The sequence below is a fragment of the Bradyrhizobium sp. 521_C7_N1_3 genome (assembly GCF_052075975.1).
Taxonomy (GTDB): Bacteria; Pseudomonadota; Alphaproteobacteria; order Rhizobiales; family Xanthobacteraceae; genus Bradyrhizobium; species Bradyrhizobium japonicum.
On sequence record NZ_CP197232.1, the window covers coordinates 1129724 to 1145356 of the forward strand.

Annotated in this window: 17 protein-coding genes and 1 pseudogene; 13 read left to right on the forward strand and 5 right to left on the reverse strand. The window is 62.6% G+C overall.

Features of this window, described 5'->3' with window-relative positions; translation table 11 throughout:
• The first annotated feature begins 6 nt into the window (after positions 1-6).
• Together AB7008_RS05225 and AB7008_RS05230 are read left to right on the forward strand one after the other, a co-directional pair.
• On the forward strand, positions 7-690 hold the full coding sequence (locus AB7008_RS05225) for an HWE histidine kinase domain-containing protein (protein ID WP_441258564.1): 684 nt from the start codon (positions 7-9) through the stop codon (positions 688-690).
• Positions 691-709: 19 nt separating this feature from the next.
• Positions 710-1222, forward strand: coding sequence for a YkgB family protein (locus tag AB7008_RS05230; RefSeq protein WP_441258565.1), 513 nt, complete (start codon positions 710-712; stop codon positions 1220-1222).
• Between the two features lie 283 nt (positions 1223-1505).
• On the opposite strand, the pseudogene AB7008_RS05235 reads toward AB7008_RS05230, so the two are convergent.
• Positions 1506-1970 (reverse strand): annotated as a pseudogene (locus AB7008_RS05235) (TMEM175 family protein); the annotation flags it as partial.
• A 170-nt stretch (positions 1971-2140) separates the two neighbouring features.
• Here AB7008_RS05235 and AB7008_RS05240 point away from each other — a divergent pair.
• From AB7008_RS05240 to AB7008_RS05270, 7 genes are all read left to right on the forward strand, one after another.
• Positions 2141-3787, forward strand: coding sequence for an ATP-binding protein (locus tag AB7008_RS05240; protein ID WP_441258566.1), 1647 nt, complete (start codon positions 2141-2143; stop codon positions 3785-3787).
• 2 nt (positions 3788-3789) lie between these two features.
• Positions 3790-4404, forward strand: coding sequence for a response regulator transcription factor (locus AB7008_RS05245; RefSeq protein WP_028170342.1), 615 nt, complete (start codon positions 3790-3792; stop codon positions 4402-4404).
• 346 nt (positions 4405-4750) lie between these two features.
• Complete coding sequence (locus AB7008_RS05250) at positions 4751-5683, forward strand: helix-turn-helix transcriptional regulator (protein WP_441258567.1); 933 nt, start codon at positions 4751-4753, stop codon at positions 5681-5683.
• Positions 5684-5869: 186 nt separating this feature from the next.
• Positions 5870-6739, forward strand: a complete 870-nt coding sequence (locus tag AB7008_RS05255; protein WP_441258568.1) for an alpha/beta fold hydrolase — start codon at positions 5870-5872, stop codon at positions 6737-6739.
• A 41-nt stretch (positions 6740-6780) separates the two neighbouring features.
• Positions 6781-7755 carry a zinc-binding alcohol dehydrogenase family protein gene (locus AB7008_RS05260; RefSeq protein ID WP_304492689.1) on the forward strand — a complete coding sequence of 325 codons (975 nt, stop codon included), beginning with the start codon at positions 6781-6783 and terminating at the stop codon, positions 7753-7755.
• Positions 7756-7787: 32 nt separating this feature from the next.
• Entirely contained in the window at positions 7788-8558 is a 771-nt protein-coding gene (locus AB7008_RS05265) for an SDR family oxidoreductase (RefSeq protein WP_441258569.1), read from the forward strand.
• 88 nt (positions 8559-8646) lie between these two features.
• Positions 8647-9057, forward strand: a complete 411-nt coding sequence (locus AB7008_RS05270; protein WP_038957895.1) for a DUF2000 family protein — start codon at positions 8647-8649, stop codon at positions 9055-9057.
• Between the two features lie 28 nt (positions 9058-9085).
• Here AB7008_RS05270 and AB7008_RS05275 read toward each other — a convergent pair whose 3' ends face one another.
• Genes AB7008_RS05275 through AB7008_RS05290 form a run of 4 tightly spaced genes read right to left on the reverse strand, consistent with a single transcriptional unit; the run spans position 9086 to position 10982 of the window.
• A complete protein-coding gene (locus AB7008_RS05275) occupies positions 9086-9298 on the reverse strand; it encodes a hypothetical protein (RefSeq protein WP_028157295.1) in 213 nt (70 codons plus the stop codon).
• 46 nt (positions 9299-9344) lie between these two features.
• The gene (locus tag AB7008_RS05280; RefSeq protein ID WP_441258570.1) at positions 9345-9611 is read right to left on the reverse strand and encodes a DUF6510 family protein; all 267 of its coding nucleotides are present in this window, start codon (positions 9609-9611) and stop codon (positions 9345-9347) included.
• A gap of 5 nt (positions 9612-9616) precedes the next feature.
• A complete protein-coding gene (locus AB7008_RS05285; RefSeq protein ID WP_441258571.1) occupies positions 9617-10378 on the reverse strand; it encodes a ferredoxin reductase in 762 nt (253 codons plus the stop codon).
• Entirely contained in the window at positions 10365-10982 is a 618-nt protein-coding gene (locus tag AB7008_RS05290; protein ID WP_028157298.1) for a sulfite oxidase-like oxidoreductase, read from the reverse strand. Before AB7008_RS05290 ends, AB7008_RS05285 begins: the two co-directional genes overlap by 14 nt.
• Positions 10983-11204: 222 nt before the next feature.
• Here AB7008_RS05290 and AB7008_RS05295 point away from each other — a divergent pair, with 222 nt between their 5' ends.
• The 4 genes from AB7008_RS05295 to AB7008_RS05310 all read left to right on the forward strand — a co-directional run bounded on the left by AB7008_RS05295 (position 11205) and on the right by AB7008_RS05310 (position 15531).
• Positions 11205-12743 carry an amidase gene (locus AB7008_RS05295; RefSeq protein ID WP_441258572.1) on the forward strand — a complete coding sequence of 513 codons (1539 nt, stop codon included), beginning with the start codon at positions 11205-11207 and terminating at the stop codon, positions 12741-12743.
• 236 nt (positions 12744-12979) lie between these two features.
• Complete coding sequence (locus tag AB7008_RS05300; RefSeq protein WP_014498344.1) at positions 12980-13588, forward strand: cytochrome P460 family protein; 609 nt, start codon at positions 12980-12982, stop codon at positions 13586-13588.
• Positions 13589-13612: 24 nt separating this feature from the next.
• A complete protein-coding gene (locus AB7008_RS05305; protein ID WP_441258573.1) occupies positions 13613-14194 on the forward strand; it encodes a cytochrome P460 family protein in 582 nt (193 codons plus the stop codon).
• A 62-nt stretch (positions 14195-14256) separates the two neighbouring features.
• On the forward strand, positions 14257-15531 hold the full coding sequence (locus AB7008_RS05310) for a lactonase family protein (protein ID WP_441258574.1): 1275 nt from the start codon (positions 14257-14259) through the stop codon (positions 15529-15531).
• Positions 15532-15633: the final 102 nt, after the last annotated feature.

Here is a 15633-nt window from a genome sequence, read left to right on the forward strand (position 1 = left end):
CCGCACATGAGGCACACTGTCACCGGTTCATTTCGCGACCGAAGCGGATGCGCGCACTACGAGCGGATCGCCCCGATCCGGGATGACGCGCTCGAGAATGTCGTGAGGGAATTGCAGCACCGCATGCGCAATATCCTCAGCATCGTTCTTTGCTTCGTGAACAACACCGATGCGAAGACGACCGCCGATTTTCGCGAGGCACTCTCGGCGCGGATCGCGACCCTGTCCGATGCTTACAGGATGATCGAATCCGCGGGAGAGCAGCGCGTGTCTCTCGCGGGGATGCTGGAGCGAACGCTCAAGCCGCATGCGATGTTTCACAGGGGCCGCATTCTGCTCGCGGGGCCGGACCTCACGCTGGAGCCGCACATCGCCTTGGCGCTGCACGTCATCATTCACGAACTGGCGACCAACGCGAGCAAGTACGGCGCGCTGACATCGACGGCAGGAGCCGTCGATGTGATCTGGGAGAGCTCGCCCTATCTCGACGGACAAGGTCTTGCGATCCAGTGGCGCGAGCGCGGCGGACCGATTGTGACCAAGCCCGAACGGCGAGGCTTTGGCACGCAACTGATCGCAAGGGCCCTGCCGGGCGCACAGGTCGATCTCGACTTCGCGCCCAACGGTCTTGTCTGCCGGATTCTGATCGATCTCGGTCAGACGCCGACCACACAAGGGCCTGTCAGTTAGGATCAGGAGGATCGACACCATGAGTACATTGGCGAGTGCGCGGGGCAAATCGTTCGCAAGCAGGCTGCCGATATCGAGGCTGCTTGCGGGAGACCTAGACTACCACATCGTCCGGGCCTCGATGGTGATCCTGTTCTTCTTCTTCGGCTACCAGAAATGGTGGGCGTACGAGGCGGATCGCCTGGACCCCTTCATCAGCAACGGTCCGCTGATCTGGTGGCTCTATCCCGCCTTCGGCCATCAAGGTGCCAGCTGGTTCCTCGGCGTCGCCGAATGGACCTTTGGTGCCTTGATATTCGCGGGCTTCTGGAGCAAGCGGCTCGGCATTCTGGGCGCCCTTGGATCGACCGGTACCTTCATCGCAACAGTCACGATCATTCCGTTCATGCCGGACGGTTGGGACGCCGCCGCGGGTGGCTTTCCGGCGATGACGGGCAACGTTCCGTTCCTGATGAAGGATGTCGTGCTGCTTGCGGTGTCGTTGTATCTTCTGAAGCAGGACGCGGCGCGTGTCCTGCGACTTGAGGCTTGAGATACACTGCAAGGCAGATGCAGATCATGGCCAGCGCGAGCATGGGATAGTGCAACGAGACGGCTGCCGCGGCGAGGAAGCCGAGCAGGGTGGTCAAGGATCGCATGCGCATCACCATGCGCGCCTGGCCTGGGATCGCCTCGATCGCCGGCCGGTCGACGGCTTCCCAGCACAGCAACAGATAGGTCGCGTTCACCAGGGCGAATACGCCGGCGTAGACGGTGACGGGCAGCGGCGCGAGCCTTGAGCTCGCGATCCAGGCTGTCGAGAACGGCAGCAGCGATACGGAAAACAGATGAGCGAAGTTTCCCCAGATTAGTCGCGGCGTCGCCGCGCTTGCATAGTGCAGAAGATGGTGATGGTTCACCCAGACGATGGCGATGAAGAGATAGCTGACTGGGTAGCCGATGACGGTCGGCCAGAGCTCGAATAGAGCATCGAGGCTTGGAGCGTGCGGCGGGCGCAGGTCCAGGGCAAGAATTGTAATAACGACCGCAAAAACGGCATCCGAGAGGGCATTCAGGCGTTCTGTCTTCGGAGAGTCCGCGGTCATCATTCCTGTTTCCTTGCTGATGCAGGCCTGCGCGGCAGTGTCTCGCCCCGATTGAGCCTGAGCAGCAGGCGAGCCATGCCAGCGACCAGCGGGGCGCAATACCGCTGCTCCGCACTTTCGTGGACATTCGGAGCAACCGTCGCATCGGTTACATCTGCTTCGAAAAAAATCGTGGCAATGCGCAACGACGTGCATGGCGCGGGCTCGTGAACCGTGGCTCTCTGCAACCAAACTTGGCAACGTTCGCAAGTACCGTTACATGTTGCGGCGTACTGACGCGCTCTCGTCCCACCCCTCGATCCGCAAGCGGCGGGGTGATGCGTCGAGACGTCTGGAAAATGATTGTCACGACGAGACATCTCGGTATGAGGCTTGATAACGAGACGCACGAACTCGATCTGGTCGCGAAGGCGTTTCAGATTATCTCGCGAGAAATCAGTTATCAGGGATTGGCCAAGGCTCTCCTCATGGAGGCGCTGAGCTACTCCGGGGCCAGTCGGGGGGCGATCCTGCTCAGCGGGCAAAGGGAGCTGCTTGCCAAGGCCGATGCGAGCTTCCCGCGCGAGAGGGCGAACTTCCTTGCCTCCTTCCCGCCGCACGCCGAATTCCGCTTGCCGAGCGACCTTGCCGAACAGGTGCTCGATCGAAAGCAAACGGTCGTGAGGCAAGCCGGCGCGGAGAGCTCGGCGCTGATCGATCCCGCGAATCCGCCGTCTGGAAGGATAGCGCAGCTGTGCCTGCCGTTGATTCACCAGCACTGGGCGATCGGCGTTCTCTATCTCGAAGCGGATGGAGATGCGGAGATCTTCACGCCGCGATGCGTCTGGGTGACATCCATGCTGGCCAATCAGGCCGCCGTCTCATTCGAATCCGTCCGCCTGTTTGAGGCGCTGCGCGAGACCAATATGTGGATGGTCAGAGGTCAGCAGATCGGCGGGATGGGCAGCTATCGCTGGAACACGCGCACGCTGCTCTCGCGCGGATCGCGCGAATGTTACCGCATTCTGGATATCGACCTGGACGTGAACCCCGTGCCCTTTGAGGTGTTCAGGAGCCGGGTCCACCCCGAGGACTATCCCGCGCTGGAGCAGGCCCTCACCGAGGCGATCAGCACGAAGTCGCCCTTCACCCAAGAGTATCGCGTGGTCCACCGGGACGGCAAGACGTTGCATGTCGTGGCCGTCGGGCAATTCGATGAGGGGCCCACGGGAGACCTCGAGCTGGAAGGCATCATTACGGACGTCTCGCAACGGAAGGCGGCGGAGCAGGCTCTCGCCGACGCACGAAACGAGCTTGCGCGGGCGACCGGGCTGACGTCCCTTGGCGAACTCGCCGGCTCGATCATTCACGAGATCGATCAGCCGCTGACGGGGATGATCATGAGCGCGGAAGCTTGCCTCCGGTGGCTCGCCCGGGATCCCGTTCAAGCCACGGAGGCCCGGAAATCGGTCGCGCGCATCATCAGGCAGGCACGTCGAGCCGCGGAGGTTGTGACCGGGGTCCGCTCTCTGGTGCGGGGCACGCAGGTCCATTTTGCCGAGTTCGATATCAACGATGCGGTTGCGGAGGTTTTGCTTCTGTCGAAAAGGGAAATCGAGCGCGCGGGGGTCGTCGTCCGTACCGACTTCGATCGATCATCGCCGCGTGTCGAAGCAGACCGTGTCCAGGTCCAGCAGGTCGCCCTCAATCTCGTGCGCAACGCGATCGAGGCCATGGCCGGGGTCGAGGACGGGAACCGCATTTTGGCCCTCTCTTCGGGGGTCGCCGATGGTATGATTTCCGTGGCAATCGCGGATACGGGAGGCGGCATCAGCCCGGCCGATAGAGAGCGGGTCTTCGAGACGCTCTATACGACGAAGGGAGCGGGACTTGGTCTGGGACTGTCGATCTGCCGCAAGATAGTGAAACTCCACGGAGGACAGCTATGGGTGGAAGAAAACGGGAGGTGCGGAGCGAAGTTCACCTTCGCTCTCCCGCTTCGCCAGGCGGTTCAGACGTCGGAAAGCCGGTAGACATGCCTCCCTCCGGCGTTGTTCATATCGTCGACGATGACCGCGCGGTTCGCGAGTCGCTTGGCGACCTGCTCGAGTCCCTGCACTACAAGGTCGCCTTGTACGGATCTGCTTCGGATTTCCTCAAGGTTGAACTGTCGGACGCGCCTGCGTGTCTGGTGCTCGATGTCAGATTGCCCGGCACGAGCGGCCTGGAGCTGCAGGAGTACCTGACGAAAATCAATGTCGGAATCCCGGTGATCCTGATGACCGCCTTTGGCGACATTCCCATGTCGGTCAGAGGCATGAAGCTGGGGGCGGTCGATTTTCTCACCAAGCCGATACGGGATCAGGATCTTCTCGACGCGATCACTGCCGCGATCCGAAAGGACATCGATCGGCGCGACGACAACGCGCACCTTGCGCAGTTGCAGGAGAGGTTCGCACTCCTGACCACGCGCGAGCGGCAGGTGATGACGCTGGTGGCATCCGGTCTGATGAACAAGCAGGTCGCCAGCGAGCTCTCGATCAGCGAAGCGACAGTCAAGATGCATCGTGGCAGCGTGATGCGGAAGCTCGGGGCAAAGACCGCGGCAATGCTCGTTCGAATGGCAGAGGCGCTCCAACTCCAGGGCTGAGGCTTCGCCTCCGGGACTGGCATCTCGTGCTGAATCATTTCGGCGCCGTCCCTGTATGCGACCCATACCTAAGTATGGGCCGGAACAGCACAAGCGTGAGATTGTTCGGCACGGCGATGAAAAGCATGTTGTCCCTGTGCGGTGCTGCCAGCCGGCGATGGCAGCGCGCCTTGACCGGAGAGGTAACGCCACGTGCAGCTTGCGGCTTCAACGCCCGTATCCAGGCGACCAGGGCATCTCCTCCGTGCAGAAATTCGTTGACGATTGGACGCGGCCATCCGGAGCACAGAACAGGGCGACGACGATGGGGATGTACGTATCAAATTCGAGTGAGAGCACGCCAAGGATGGCGGTCTCCGCTTCGCCAATCCGGCCGGTGGACGAGACGCTGTCGTCCAGGCCGTCAGACGCGGCGCTTCATCCGACGGTCAGCATAACGCCTTCCGAGCCGGTGAAGCGCCTTGGGATCGGCTGGCGCTGGTGGTTTTCGGAGAGCGTTCACCTCCCGGTCGGCAACAGGATTGAATTTCGCTTTCAAGGATCGAGACATCTCCTGGCGCTGTACAACGAGGGGTCGCGGAAAAGCGGTGAGGCCTCCATCGATGGCCTCTGCTCGTCGAAGCTGCGAGGCTCCGAGCACAGGCTGACCTTTGTCCCGGCGGGACGCGCCTATCGGGAATGGCATGAGGCTGCCTCGTCTGCGCAGGTGACCTTCCTCTATTTCGATCCCGCCGCGCTTCACAAGTCCGACGACGGCGCGGCCGGGCTCGCGCCGAGAATATACTTCGAGGATCCGCTGGTCTGGGAGACCGCCTCCAAATTGAAGAAGGCGATCGAGAGCGCGGAGACGAATTGCGCGCCTTACCTCGAAGCGCTCTGCGGCGTGCTCGCCCACGAGCTTTCCAGGTCCGATCACGATCCTGTTCGCGAGCCGGCAGCGGTCAGTCGTGGAGGTCTCGCAGGTTGGCAGAAACGTGTCGTGGTCGAGTATGTCGAGGGGCATCTGGGAGAACAGGTCTGCCTCCTCAAGCTCGCCGAGCTTGCCAGGCTCAGCGTTCACCACTTCTGCCGTGCCTTCAAGAAGTCGTTCGGAATCCCGGCCTACCAGTATCAGGTGCAGCGACGCATGGAGTTCGCCAAGCTGCGGCTGGCGGATCGCGCGGTATCGATTACGGACATCGCACTCAGCCTGGGCTATGCGCAAACGAGCTCCTTCAGCTCCGCCTTTCGCAAGGCGACGGGTTGGACTCCTACGGACTATCGCAGGGAGTTCGAATGAATAGATACGAGGCGCGTAGATCGGGAGGAGCAGGCGACAGGCAGTCTGGTGCGTGCAGAAATCCTCGGGGAATCTGTAACCGGATCGCCCCGAGCCGCGAAATGTCCAGGTGAGACCGCCTCGGATCGGCCGCCATCGGATCATTGATTTTACCGGGCGCAACAGGTGTCGAGGGAGGGACCACAGATGACGAGCATTCGATACCGCAAGGCGGACGTGGACGGACTGAACGTATTTTACCGGGAGGCTGGCCGGGCTGACGCGCCCGCCCTGCTGCTGCTGCACGGATTTCCGACCGCTGGCCACATGTTCCGCGATTTGATCCCGGCGCTCTCGGATCGCTTCCGACTGGTGGCGCCGGATTTGCCCGGGTTCGGCCAGTCCGACATGCCGGCTCGCGAGAGCTTTGCCTATACGTTCGCCGCGTTGGCGCAGGTGATCGAACGATTTACGGAAGTCATCGGACTTGCTCGTTTCTCGCTCTACGTCTTCGACTATGGCGCGCCGACGGGCTTTCGGATGGCCCTTCGACATCCCGAGCGCATCGTTTCCATCATCTCGCAGAATGGCAATGCCTATGAGGAGGGATTGAGCGAAGGCTGGAGCCCGATCCGGGCTTACTGGCAAGATGCATCGCAAGCGAATCGGGCGGTGCTGCGATCGTTCCTTTCGCCGGAGACGACGGTCTGGCAATACACCCACGGGGTGCCTGACGCCTCCCTGGTCTCCCCTGACGGATACACGCTGGACAACCATTATCTCGAGCGCCCCGGTGCGGACGAGATCCAGCTCGATCTGTTCGGCGACTACAGGACCAACGTCGCCATGTATCCGGAATTCCAGGCCTACTTCCGCAAGCACAAGCCGCCCTTCCTGGCGGTGTGGGGCGAGAGCGATCCCTTTTTCCTGCCGGCGGGCGCGAAGGCGTTTCAGCGCGACATGCCGGGCGCGGAAGTGCGCTTCTTCGACACAGGGCACTTTGCGCTCGAGACTCATGCGCGGGAGATCGCGGCGGCGATCGGCGATTTTCTCGGCCAGCTGAATTCGAATGGGTAACGGTCACTTCCTTCGCCGCGAAAAACGTCAGGAGAGCCGTCATGCGCGCTATCGTTCTTGAAAAATTCGGCGGTTTGGACAGCCTCGTCTACCGGGACGTTCCGGAGCCGGAGCCGCAGCCTGGTCATGCCGTCATCGAGGTCAAGGCATTCGGCATCAATCATGCGGAAATGCATATGCGCCGGGGTGAATGGGCCGAAGCGGCGCCGATCAGCGGCATCGAATGCGTTGGTCTCGTCAAGTCGTGCCCAGGCGGAGAATTTCCGGTGGGCGCCAAGGTGGCCGCATTGATGGGCGGTCTCGGCCGGACCATCAACGGCAGCTATGCCGAATACACGCGTGCGCCGGTCTCGAATGTCGCATCGATCGATGCGGATTTGCCCTGGGCCGAACTCGCCGCGATCCCCGAAACCTTCGCGACGGCGTGGACCTGTCTCTTCCGAAATCTCGACCTCGAGAAAGGTCAGCTTCTCGTCATTCGCGGAGCGACCTCCTCGTTCGGTCAGGCGGCACTCAAGCTTGCGGTCAATGCCGGCGCGCGCGTCATCGCGACGACGCGCAGCCGGGAGCGCTTTGCCATGCTGGAGAAGCTCGGAGCCGCGCGCTGCGAAATCGAACGGCGCGATCTGTCAAAGCATCTGCCCGAGGCGAAGCAGGTCGACGCAGTCCTGGACCTCGTCGGCAACAGCGTCGTGCTCGACTCCCTCGCCATGCTTCGCCGCGGCGGCCGATCCTGTCTCGCCGGCTGGCTCGGCGGGCTTGATCCGATTCCGGATTTCAACCCGCTGCTGCAGATGCCGAGCGGCGTCTATCTGACCTTCTTCGGCAGCTTCGTGTTCGGCACGCCCGGGTTTCCGCTCTCCGACGTGCCGCTGCGGGAAATCGCCGCCGACGCCGCGACCGGCCGGCTGGACGTCAAGCCGGCGCGGGTCTTTCGCTTCGACGAGATTCGCGAGGCGCATCGCGTCATGGAGGCGAACGAGGCCGTCGGAAAGATGGTCGTTGTTCGCGACTGATATTTGCAAGCTTGGTATTCGGGAGGGGTCATATGTCGAAATCAGTCGCGATCGTGACGGGCGCGAGCCAGGGAATCGGCCGGGCGACCGCGGTGCGCCTGGCGCGCGATTTCTCGGCGCTTGCCCTGGTCGCGCGAAACCGCGCCAATCTCGAGGACACCGCAAAGGCGGTCAGGGCCGCCGGCGCCGAGGTGCTGGTGATCGATGCCGATCTGGCCGAACCTCGTGCTGCTCAATCTGTCGTCGACCAGACCTTGGCGGCGTTCGGCCGGATCGATGCCCTGCTCAGTATCGCAGGTGCGGTACCTCAGGTCGATCTGTTCGAGACGACGGAGGCACAGTGGGACGCCGGACTGGCGTTGAAGCTGCATGGCGCCCGGCGGCTCACGATCGCCGCCTGGCCGTCGCTCATGGCTGCGAAGGGGGCGGTGGTGTTGATGTCGGGAAACTCGGCCTCTTTCCCCAAGGCGCCCTATGCCGCGGTCGGCACCATCAACGCTGCAATCGTTGCCTTGGCCAAGGCGTTCTCCGACAAGGGAATCAGCGATGGCGTCCAGGTCAACAGCGTCCTGCCGGGGCCGGTGATGACGGGCCGCCGCCGCTCCTATCTCGAGCACTGGGCGCCCCTGCACAACATGACCATCGAGGAAGCTACGGCGAAGTTTCCCAAGGACGCCGGGATCGCGCGTTACGGCGAGCCGGAAGAGATTGCCGAATTGATGGCGTTCCTCGTATCGCCCGGCGCGCGCTGGATGACCGGCTCGGCGTTGCGGATGGACGGCGGCGAGGTGAAGTCGATATAATCTGCTTGCACCCGCAGGGCGTCCGCGGAAGTGGGCCGCCTGCCTGGCGTTCGATGCGCGCAAGCTTGGGAAGGGCTCTTTCGCTCTCATGCAGTTTGACACCAAGATCGCGGTCGTGGTCCGCACCGACCTTGAGCCGTGGCAGAAGCTGAATGTGGCCTCCTTCCTCGCCAGCGGGATCGCGGCGGCTTTCCCGGCTTGCATCGGCGACCCCTACGAGGACGGCTCCGGGACGAAATATCTGCCGCTGATCGGCCAACCCATCCTGATCTATGGCGCCGACCGCGCGGCGCTGTCACGCGCGCTCGATCGCGCGCTGACGCGCGGAGTGACGCCGGGGCTCTATACCGAGGACATGTTCAGGACCGCTCACGACGCCGCCAACCGCGAAGTCGTGAAGGCGGTTTCCCGCACAGAGCTGAATCTGGTTGGGATTTCGATGCGCGCCGAGCGCAAGGTGATCGACAAGATCGTCGACGGGTTGAAATTTCACAGCTGAGGCTTCCCGATCTGCTCCGGCCGTCCTTTCAGTCTTCGCCTGATCTGGCTCTGAGGAGCTCGTCGCGGCGCCTGATCAGAATCTCGAGCCGCGCGGCCTGATCGTCAATTCGCTGACCGACAAGCTCTTCGCTCATCGCGGCGACATGTGAGGCCGACTGTTCAATCAGCTCGCGAAGCTTCGCCGCCGTGGCGGCAATCTGGCACTCGATTTCAGCGAGGTGGATGTCTTCACCGTGCATGGCGGGTCTTTGATTTCGCAGTCTGGCGGGCGATCGGGCGCGGCATTCAGAAGTACAGGTGCTGGGCGCCGTGCATTTCAAGGACACATCCGCTCTGCGTGCGCGTCGCCCTCATCAGATCGCTTCCGCAATCTGCGCACTTGACGAGCGCCTCCACCGGCCCGCCGTCGACGGCCAGAGCGCCAAGGCAGGACACGGTGTTGCATGCCGCACACCGGATCTTCGTCAGGGTGATGTCAAAGGCAAAGGCTTCTTGAAGCAAATGCGTGCCGGGATCACCGCCAAGGATGAGGTCGGCGATGTTGTCTGCCATGGCGATCATGCTCCTGTTGGCCCGAAACGCTCGGTTCTTATGGCGAGAGGGTCGAAGCCGAGCTTCACGAGCATGCTCGAGATGCCTTCGACAAACCCGGTGGGACCGCAAATGAAGAACGTGGGATTCTGCTCGCGCGTAAAGCTGCTCTCCGCGAGCAGAGCCTCGTTGACCCGCCCCCGATGTCCGTTCCAGTCGCTCGGATGCTCGCGGGTGAGCGCATAGACCAGGCGCAGGTCGCGATCGTCGTAAGCCATCGTATCGAGTTCATCCCGGTACACGACGTCGGCAAGGCTGCGTGCAGAATAGATCAATGATGCCGGTATGGGTGCAGGCGACCTCCTGCGGTGGCGCAACATGGCCATCAGCGGCGTGATCCCGGTGCCGCCCGCGACCAGGCAGATCGGTCCGCCGCGCGTTTGGCTCCAGATGAAATGCCGCCCAATGGGGCCCCGAAATTCGAGAGCGTCGCCAACCCGCAATTCGTCGAGGAGATAGGAGGACACCTCTCCGTGCTCGACCCGTTCCACCGTGAGAGTGAGCAGTTCTTCTTCCGGAGGCGACGCGATCGAGTAGCTTCGTTCGGCCTGATAGCCGTCATCGGCGGTGAGGCGGATGTCGACGTGCTGGCCGGGCCAGTGCCCGGACCAGTCGGCCGGCTGCAGCATGATGCTCTTCACCCGGCTTGTTTCGGCCACGATGGCCAGCACGCGACCGGTCTGCCACGCGATCCTGGGCTGCTGCAGAGGCGGATCAGTCGCCGTCATAACGTTGCTCCCGCCAGGGATCGCCATAGTTGTGATAACCACGCGATTCCCAGAACCCGGGCTCGTCCTTGGGCATGAAGCGGAGCCTTCGCAGCCACTTTGCGCTCTTCCAGAAGTAGAGATGCGGCACCAGAAGTCGCGCGGGGCCGCCGTGCGCCGGGGCCAGCGGCAGACCCTCATAACGGGTCGCGATCATCGCCTTTCCCGCGACCAGGTCGGCCACCGGAAGGTTCGTCGTGTATCCGCCGTCGCAATGCGCCATGACATAGGCGTCCGGCGGCTCGCTCAACCCGACCACCTTGAGAAGATCGTCGAAGCTGACGCCCTGCCAGACCGTGCTGAGCTTCGTCCATTTGGTGACGCAGTGAATGTCGACCGTGATCGTGGTCTGGGGCAGTGCCTTGAATTCGTCCCAGGTCCATTTCCCCAGCAACGACCCGCCGAGTTGAAGCGCAATCTTCCAGTCGGCGACACGGATATCCGGCGTGGGGCCGGCGGACAGCACTGGGAAGTCGGTCGTCAGATACTGGCCCGGCGGCAGCCGCACGGCTTCGGGTGCCTGTCGCTTGGATTTGAAGCCGCGAGAAACGGGAGATCGGTCCATGGAAGCGTGCCCTTGTGCGGTGACGCGCGGGATGTCCCGACGCGCGTCGGCGTAACCTGCAGCCCACGTCAGCGCACATGAACCCTGAGCGATGCCTTGTCGATGGCCGTCGCGGCGAATGCATCAAGATTGCGAAAGACGAAGCAATCACGGCTGCGCAGGCAGGAACTGTTTCAATGTCAAATGCGGCTTCGTCCTGAAGTGGTTCAGAAGGAGGAGCCGATGTCGAGCGTGAGCCTGCCCTTGCATTCCGACGAACTCGCTTACCTCACCGCGCACGAACTGGCAGCCCGCATCCGGCGGCGTGATCTGTCGCCGGTTGACGTGGTCGATGCGTTCATCCGGCGCATCGAAGCGCGCAACCCGAGCTTGAATGCGCTGGTCTATCTCGATTTCGACGGCGCCCGCACGAGAGCGAAAGAGGCCGAGCGCGCACTGGTGGCCGGCGAGTCGTGGGGGCCACTGCACGGCATCCCTTCGGCGCTCAAGGATCTGTTCGACTTCAAGCCGGGTTGGCCCGCGAGCCTGGGCGGCATCCGCGCGCTCAAGCACCACGTCGTGAACGGGTACTGCGTGTTCTGCGAGCGCATGGAGAAGCGTGGGGGCGCCGTGTTCCTCGGCAAGACCAACAGCCCTCTCATGGGATTCCGAGGCACCTGCGACAATTACCTGTTCGGTCCCACGCGCAACCCGTTCAATCTTGCCAAGAACACGGGCGGCTCATCCGGAGGAAGCGCTGCGGCGGTCGCCGATGGACTTCTGCCGATTGCAGAAGGTACGGATGCCGGCGGTTCGATACGAATCCCCTCCGCCTGGTGCGGAGTGTATGGCTACAAGGCGTCGTTCGGACGGGTGCCGTTCCTCGTGCGTCCCAACGCGTTCGGCGTGGCCGACTCTCCGTTCCTGTTCGAAGGGCCCATCACGCGGACGGTCGAAGATGCCGCCATCGCCCTGAACGTACTCGCCGGTCCTGATCCGCGAGATCCCTTCAGCCTGATCGAGCCGCCCGTCGATTTCACCGCAGCGACCCGTCGGTCGATCCGTGGCCTCAAGATTGCCTACAGTCCGGATCTGGACGTCTTTCCGGTCGACGGAAAAGTCGCGGCGACGGTTCGCCGCGCGGTACAGGCGTTCGAGGAAGCCGGCGCTCACGTGGAGGAGGTGAAGCTCGGCATCGTTCGCTCGCAACGGGAGCTGAGCGACGTCTGGTCGCGTCTCTACATGCTTCTGAACCTGCAAGCGATCGAGAACATGAAGCGCGACGGCATCGATCTGCTCGGCAAGCATCGCGACGACTTTCCACCTGAATACATGGATTGGGTCGAGAAGACCAATCGCATGTCGGGGCTCGATTTCTTCCGCGACCAGGCCGTCCGGTCGGAGGTCTACGATGCCTTCCAGAACGTCCTTGAAGGATTCGATCTGTTGGTTACGCCGACCGTCGCGTGCCCGCCGGTCGACAATGCCAGCGACGGCAACACGGTCGGACCGAAGTCGATCAATGGTGTCGAGATAGATCCTCTGATCGGATGGGGCCTGACCTACTTCGTCAACTTTACGGGCCATCCGGCAGCCTCGATTCCGGCAGGTCTGTCCGACGGTCTCCCGGTCGGGATGCAAATCATTGGCCGGCGAAACGCCGACTTCGACGTGCTGGCTGCGAGCGCGGCTTTCGAGCGGCTTCGCCCCTGGCAGGACAATTACCGGATTTGCCGCGAGCGCCCGCTGAGAGCACCCCCGCTTTCAGACCTCACCCGCTGACCTTGCACCCTCTCGGTCGCTTCCATGGCCCGTCCGCACGGCGATCGCGGCCGCGCGTCTTGCTTTCGAAGCGTGAACCTCTTCACCGATCGCAAGTTTGGAACGGAATGCATCAAGATGGCCAAAGCGGAAGCAATCCCCAGCGCGCCGGATCTTCCACGACTGGCTAAGTCATCTCTCGACAGGTCAATCGTGCCGGCGCCTCGCGCGTTCGGCCGCAGTCGCGGGAGAAGACAATGCGCGTGAGAGTCCAGGCAGCAGCGGCGGTCATCGTAGGCAGTGCGGTCGCAACGATCCTGTTCTTCGGATCGCTCAAGGATAGCAACGCCCAGAGCAATACGCGCTATCTGCCGGAATATACCGCGGACGGGCAGTTGCTCCTGCCGAAGAATTTCCACGAGTGGGTCTATGTCGGGTCGCCGCTGACGCCGAATGCCCTCAACGGCGGGCAGGCGAACTTCCCGGAATTCCACAACGTCTATATCGAGCCGGGCTCGTACGCGATCTACAAGAAGACCGGCGAATTCCCCGAGGGGACGATCCTGTTCAAGGAGCTGCAGCTGACGTTGCCGCAGGAGAACGCCGACGGCTCGCGAACGGAAGCGTCGGGACGTGGCTACTTCCCGGGCAAGTGGAACGGCGCCGACGTGACCGTCAAGGACTCGAAGCGCTTCGCCGACACCAACGGGTGGGGCTATTTCAACTTCAATCACCACGAACCGAAGGCGCCGATGGCCAAGGTGAAGTCGAAGGACGAGTGCGCCTACTGCCATATCGCCAACGCCAAGAAGGATGAGGTCTGGACCCAGTTCTATCCGCTGCTGGACAACAAGGACGCGCGGTGACCGCGTAATCGGCGGAAGATCGGCATGAAGATCCTCAGAGCCGCCTGCGTCGCCTTCGTCGTGATCCTTGGGATCGCGGCCGCGGTCACGCAGTCACAGCTGCGGGCGAACGCGGCGGATGGTGTTTCGACCGGTGCGAGTGTCGCCGACCGCGACGGGCATCTGCACGTGCCCGATGACTATCGTACGACCTATCAGCTCCTCGGAAGCTGGGCGATTGCGGCAGGCGACACTCACGGCTCGAAGGAACTTCACGTCGTGTACGCCTCGCCTGGAGTGATCGACGCCTATCGAAAGGACAAGCGCTTCCCGGACGGTGCGGTGCTGGTCAAGGAGGTGTTCAAGACGGCAACCTCTGAAATGACGACCGGTACCGTCAGCCGCGCCGATGCTTTGAAGGGGTGGTTCGTGATGGTGAAGGACTCCGCGAACCGTCACCCGGAGAGCGCGCTGTGGGGCGACGGCTGGGGATGGTCCTGGTTCGACGCGGGCGATCGCTCGAAAACGACGACGACGAATTACAGGGCCCAATGCCAGGCGTGCCATGTGCCCGTGCGGGCGTCCGACTGGGTTTACGTCGATGGATACCCTCCGCTGAAGCCATAGCGATGGTGCAGGTCACCGAAAGTCATTCGATTTACCAAAGCCAATCATCAAAGGAGCGAGAGATGGCTAAAGAGGCGACGACGAGCGAGATGGGAATGTCGAAGGGGCAGACCGGCCATCTCTATATCCAGACCAACGAGATCGATAACGCCATTATTCACTACACGCGGCAGGCGGACGGCAAGCTGGTCGAGGTCGCGCGTATCAAGACGGGCGGCGCCGGCTCCGGCGAATTCAAGCCGATCAGCGGCCAGGAAAGCGCGCCCAACTCCTACGAGGGTGCGGGAAGCGTCATCATTACATCCGATCGGCGCTTTTTGTTTGCAACCAATGGCGGCGACAATTCCGTTTCGAGCTTCCGCCTGGAGAGCGACGGTCGTCTCACGCTGCTCGACGTGAAGTCGACCGGCAACCCGGTCGAGGGCAGGAGCGGCACGGCCAAATCGCTGGCTTTCGCTCCGTCGACGCGCACCCTCTTCGTGTTGCACGCGTTCGGACCGGATCATCTTCGGTTGATGTCGGTCGATGCCGAAGGCATGCTCAAGACGCGGCCCGAGCGATACACGGTGAACACGTACAGCAAGCGGAACCGTGTCTCCACCATGGTCGTGGTCTCGCCCAACGAGGAGCTTGTTCTTGTCGGCACCACTTTCGATGAGCCGATCGCGCACACCGGCTTGTATCCCGACGGCTCGCCGATTCTCTGGGTCCAGCGCGCCGGCGGCGCGTTGCACTCGATCGCGTCGAATGCACCGGATCCGGACGGCCTCGCCGTGTTCGCCCTGCAAAAGGACGGCTCGCTCGGCACGGCCAGGTTCTACGACGCGAAGGGCGGTTCTCCGTTCTACATCGCGTTCCTGAATCAGCGTCCGAATACGTTCGTGATCGGCTATGCCGTCGGCGACGGATGCTCCATCTGCACCATCGAGAAGAACGGCTCGATCAAGATCGGCTCGCTCGTCAAGATCGACACCAGCGCGGGCCTGCCGTCCGAGCTGTGCTGGCTGGCCATCGCGCCCGATGATCGCACGATCTACGCGACGAATTTCGGCTACAGCAACATCAGCAGCTACCGCATCAATGGCAGTGGCCTGGAGATCGCGTGCGATCCGGCGTGTCCCAAGGTCCCCGGCGACGGCACCGCGAGGGGATTGAACGGAACCGTGACGAGCGGTCCCAGCGATAGCTGGATCTCGCCCGACGGCGCCTATCTCTATCAGATCTACGGCAACGCCTCGAAGCTGGTCAGCTACAGCACCCAGCCGGACGGTTCGCTGAAGGAGATCGGCAGCGTCAAGATCCCGTACAACGGCTCCCAGGGTCTTGCGGGATTCTGATCCCGGTTTCGCGACATGAGTCCGGGGGCGGTCGGCATTGCCGTTCCGCGCCCGGCCTCTCCCTCGCCGACATGCGAGACACACACGGTCAATCATGAGCCC

Coding starts and splice junctions, on each gene's coding strand:
- AB7008_RS05250 (WP_441258567.1), top strand. CDS start 4,751: ATGGCGGTCTCCGCTTCGCCAATCCGGCCGGTGGACGAGACGCTGTCG.
- AB7008_RS05295 (WP_441258572.1), top strand. CDS start 11,205: ATGTCGAGCGTGAGCCTGCCCTTGCATTCCGACGAACTCGCTTACCTC.
- AB7008_RS05310 (WP_441258574.1), top strand. CDS start 14,257: ATGGCTAAAGAGGCGACGACGAGCGAGATGGGAATGTCGAAGGGGCAG.
- AB7008_RS05265 (WP_441258569.1), top strand. CDS start 7,788: ATGTCGAAATCAGTCGCGATCGTGACGGGCGCGAGCCAGGGAATCGGC.
- AB7008_RS05270 (WP_038957895.1), top strand. CDS start 8,647: ATGCAGTTTGACACCAAGATCGCGGTCGTGGTCCGCACCGACCTTGAG.
- AB7008_RS05280 (WP_441258570.1), bottom strand. CDS start 9,611: ATGGCAGACAACATCGCCGACCTCATCCTTGGCGGTGATCCCGGCACG.
- AB7008_RS05260 (WP_304492689.1), top strand. CDS start 6,781: ATGCGCGCTATCGTTCTTGAAAAATTCGGCGGTTTGGACAGCCTCGTC.
- AB7008_RS05225 (WP_441258564.1), top strand. CDS start 7: ATGAGGCACACTGTCACCGGTTCATTTCGCGACCGAAGCGGATGCGCG.
- AB7008_RS05285 (WP_441258571.1), bottom strand. CDS start 10,378: ATGACGGCGACTGATCCGCCTCTGCAGCAGCCCAGGATCGCGTGGCAG.
- AB7008_RS05245 (WP_028170342.1), top strand. CDS start 3,790: ATGCCTCCCTCCGGCGTTGTTCATATCGTCGACGATGACCGCGCGGTT.
- AB7008_RS05300 (WP_014498344.1), top strand. CDS start 12,980: ATGCGCGTGAGAGTCCAGGCAGCAGCGGCGGTCATCGTAGGCAGTGCG.
- AB7008_RS05240 (WP_441258566.1), top strand. CDS start 2,141: ATGAGGCTTGATAACGAGACGCACGAACTCGATCTGGTCGCGAAGGCG.
- AB7008_RS05275 (WP_028157295.1), bottom strand. CDS start 9,298: ATGCACGGTGAAGACATCCACCTCGCTGAAATCGAGTGCCAGATTGCC.
- AB7008_RS05255 (WP_441258568.1), top strand. CDS start 5,870: ATGACGAGCATTCGATACCGCAAGGCGGACGTGGACGGACTGAACGTA.
- AB7008_RS05290 (WP_028157298.1), bottom strand. CDS start 10,982: ATGGACCGATCTCCCGTTTCTCGCGGCTTCAAATCCAAGCGACAGGCA.
- AB7008_RS05305 (WP_441258573.1), top strand. CDS start 13,613: ATGAAGATCCTCAGAGCCGCCTGCGTCGCCTTCGTCGTGATCCTTGGG.
- AB7008_RS05230 (WP_441258565.1), top strand. CDS start 710: ATGAGTACATTGGCGAGTGCGCGGGGCAAATCGTTCGCAAGCAGGCTG.